1 protein-coding gene is annotated in these 2,470 nt (G+C 47.3%); it reads left to right on the top strand.

Annotation, left to right across the window (positions count from 1 at the left end; translation table 11 throughout):
* A partial coding sequence (gene traI, locus ACED28_RS23050; protein ID WP_371710841.1) for a conjugative transfer relaxase/helicase TraI occupies positions 1-2,470 on the top strand: 2,470 nt, incomplete at both ends.

Below are 2,470 nucleotides of genomic sequence, written 5' to 3'. Positions count from 1 at the left end.
TGATGGTAAAGGCCAACATCAACCTTTTGCAACGCCTAAGCAGGTGCAAGACTTTCTCGATACCAAGCCTCGCCTAACCCAAGGGCAAAAGGACGCCATCACCCTTATCTCAACCACCAAAGACAGCTTTGTGGCCATCCAAGGGTTAGCCGGCACAGGTAAGTCCACCCTGCTTGAATCCAACATTGAATTTATCCAGTTAGTGAAAGAAGCCAGCCAGCAACCAGAACAAAGCGTCATCGGTCTTGCGCCCACGCACGCCGCGGTTGCAGAGCTCGAAAGCAAAGGCGTGAAAGCGCAAACGCTAGACAGTTTGCTTTCTGACATCCGACAAGGCAATCGAGAAGCCAGTGACTATCAACACACCTTGTTCTTTCTCGATGAAAGCTCCATGGTCAGCAATAAGCAAGCCGATGAGTTCACAAAGCTGGTCAATGACAGTCAGTCCAAAACAGTCAAATTGGGCGATAAAGAGCAGTTGTTATCGCTCAGTGCCGGTAAACCCTTTGAGCTGGCCATAAGTCAAGGGCGCATCGATACCGCTTACATGACCGATATGGTACGCCCACAAAATGACACTTTGCACAATGCACAGCAAAACACCATTGATAAACAGCCGCTCAGCGCCCTAGATAAACTCCAGCAGCAAGCCCCTGATACCCAAGGCAACAGCCAACATGTCATTTCTACGCTGAATGAAAACGACAAAGACCGACGCAGAGCGCAGCTCACCGCCACAGAGAAGCTGCCTTATGTGGTCGCCAAAGACTATTTAGAGCGCACCCCAGAAACCAGAGAAAACACGCTTATCATCGCTTACACCAACCAGGAGCGTGACACCATCACCGAATACATCCGTGTCGGTTTGATGAAACAGAGTGAGTTAGGCAAAGAGAACGTCGTCGCAACCCGGCTACGCTCAATCGGCGCCACGGGTGAAGAGCTCACTACCATGATGCCGTATCAAAAAGGCTTGATATTGAGCACCAGACCCGGTGAGTACGCGACAATCACTCACGTTGACTCAGAGCATGGCGTGGTGACACTTCAAGACGCAGCGACAGGTAAGACTAGGCCATTCTTACCGCGCAACCGTGACCACCGCTTCACCACCCTGTTCTCTGCGTCAGAAAAGCCACTTTCGACGGGCGATAAAATCATCACGCGCTTTACCGATAAAAGTCGTGACATCAAAGCCAACGTCGAATACCGCATCACGCAAGCCAATGAGGAAGGCATCAAAGCGCAATCCAAAACAGGACAAGCGCTCACCATTAACCCCAACGAGCTTAAAGACGGGCATTGGGACTACGCTTACAGTCGAACCGCAGACATGGCGCAAGGGTCCACCTATCAACACGTCATTAGCGCGATACAAAGCAAAGGCGCACTGACCAACTTAAGACGCGCCGGTATCGATGTGACTCGTGCCAGTCAGCACATTCGGCTCTATACCGACAACACAAAACAATTGGTCAAAAGCTGGCTTTCTAAAGAGAGCCATAAAGCCAGTGCGATAGAAACCCTCAACCAAATTCCACCCAAAGACACCACCTACTTTAACCGTAATGCACTCCCTCATGAGGACGTCCGGTTCCAAAATAAAAGCGGTGACTTTGACTACAACACATTTAGGGAGCACATCAATACGCAGCTACCAAAATACACCGAAAGCCTCGCCATTCAGTTATTAGGCCAGCCGAATCAATCCAAATCAGACCGGGATTATTTAACCTTTGGTATTGGAAAATCGGCCATTAAAGTCACCTTAACTGGAGAGCATCGCGGGTATTTCAAAGACTACACCACAGGCGAAAAAGGCGCATTGATTAACCTAATCATGAGTCATAAGGAAATGAATTATAAAGCCGCGATGAATGAAGCGCACAAGATGCTAAACGAACCGGACAAATATCAATTGGAGGAAAACAGTCAACACGACAAATTACTGAGCACCACACCTAGGCATATTGCGCAGTTTGAAGAACGGGCTAAAGATTATATCAATCAAAGCTTACCGATGGATAACACACTGGCCCAAACCTACTTAAACAAGCTCGGTGTCAATAACATTGAAAATAACCAGGTTAAGTTCCACCCAGCGGTCTATTCATCCGAAGATAGATCCCTTCATCCTGCGATGTTAACCAACATCCACAATAAAGAAGGTGAAACTAAAGCCATTGAAGTGACCTATTTAGACACTCAAGGAAATAAAGACACCTCCCTAGACATTAACCCAAGAACCCTAGGCACAAAGTCCAAACAATTAACCCAATTCCATCAAGGAGAGAATTTAAACACCACCATCATCAGCACCTCGATTGAACACTCGTTTTTAATTCGAGACCAAACCCAAGGGCAGATTGACATTATCAACGTCAATCACAAGAACGACATTCAAAACATCTCCATCGATGAACTGAGACAGAACATCATTATTGTATTAAATCACGGCAACCACGATTTA

This window comes from Vibrio sp. 1F253 (assembly GCF_041439295.1).
Classification (GTDB): domain Bacteria; phylum Pseudomonadota; class Gammaproteobacteria; order Enterobacterales; family Vibrionaceae; genus Vibrio; species Vibrio tasmaniensis_A.
Note: the sequence above shows the minus strand (reverse complement) of the source record. Positions and strands in the feature narration are given on the sequence as shown.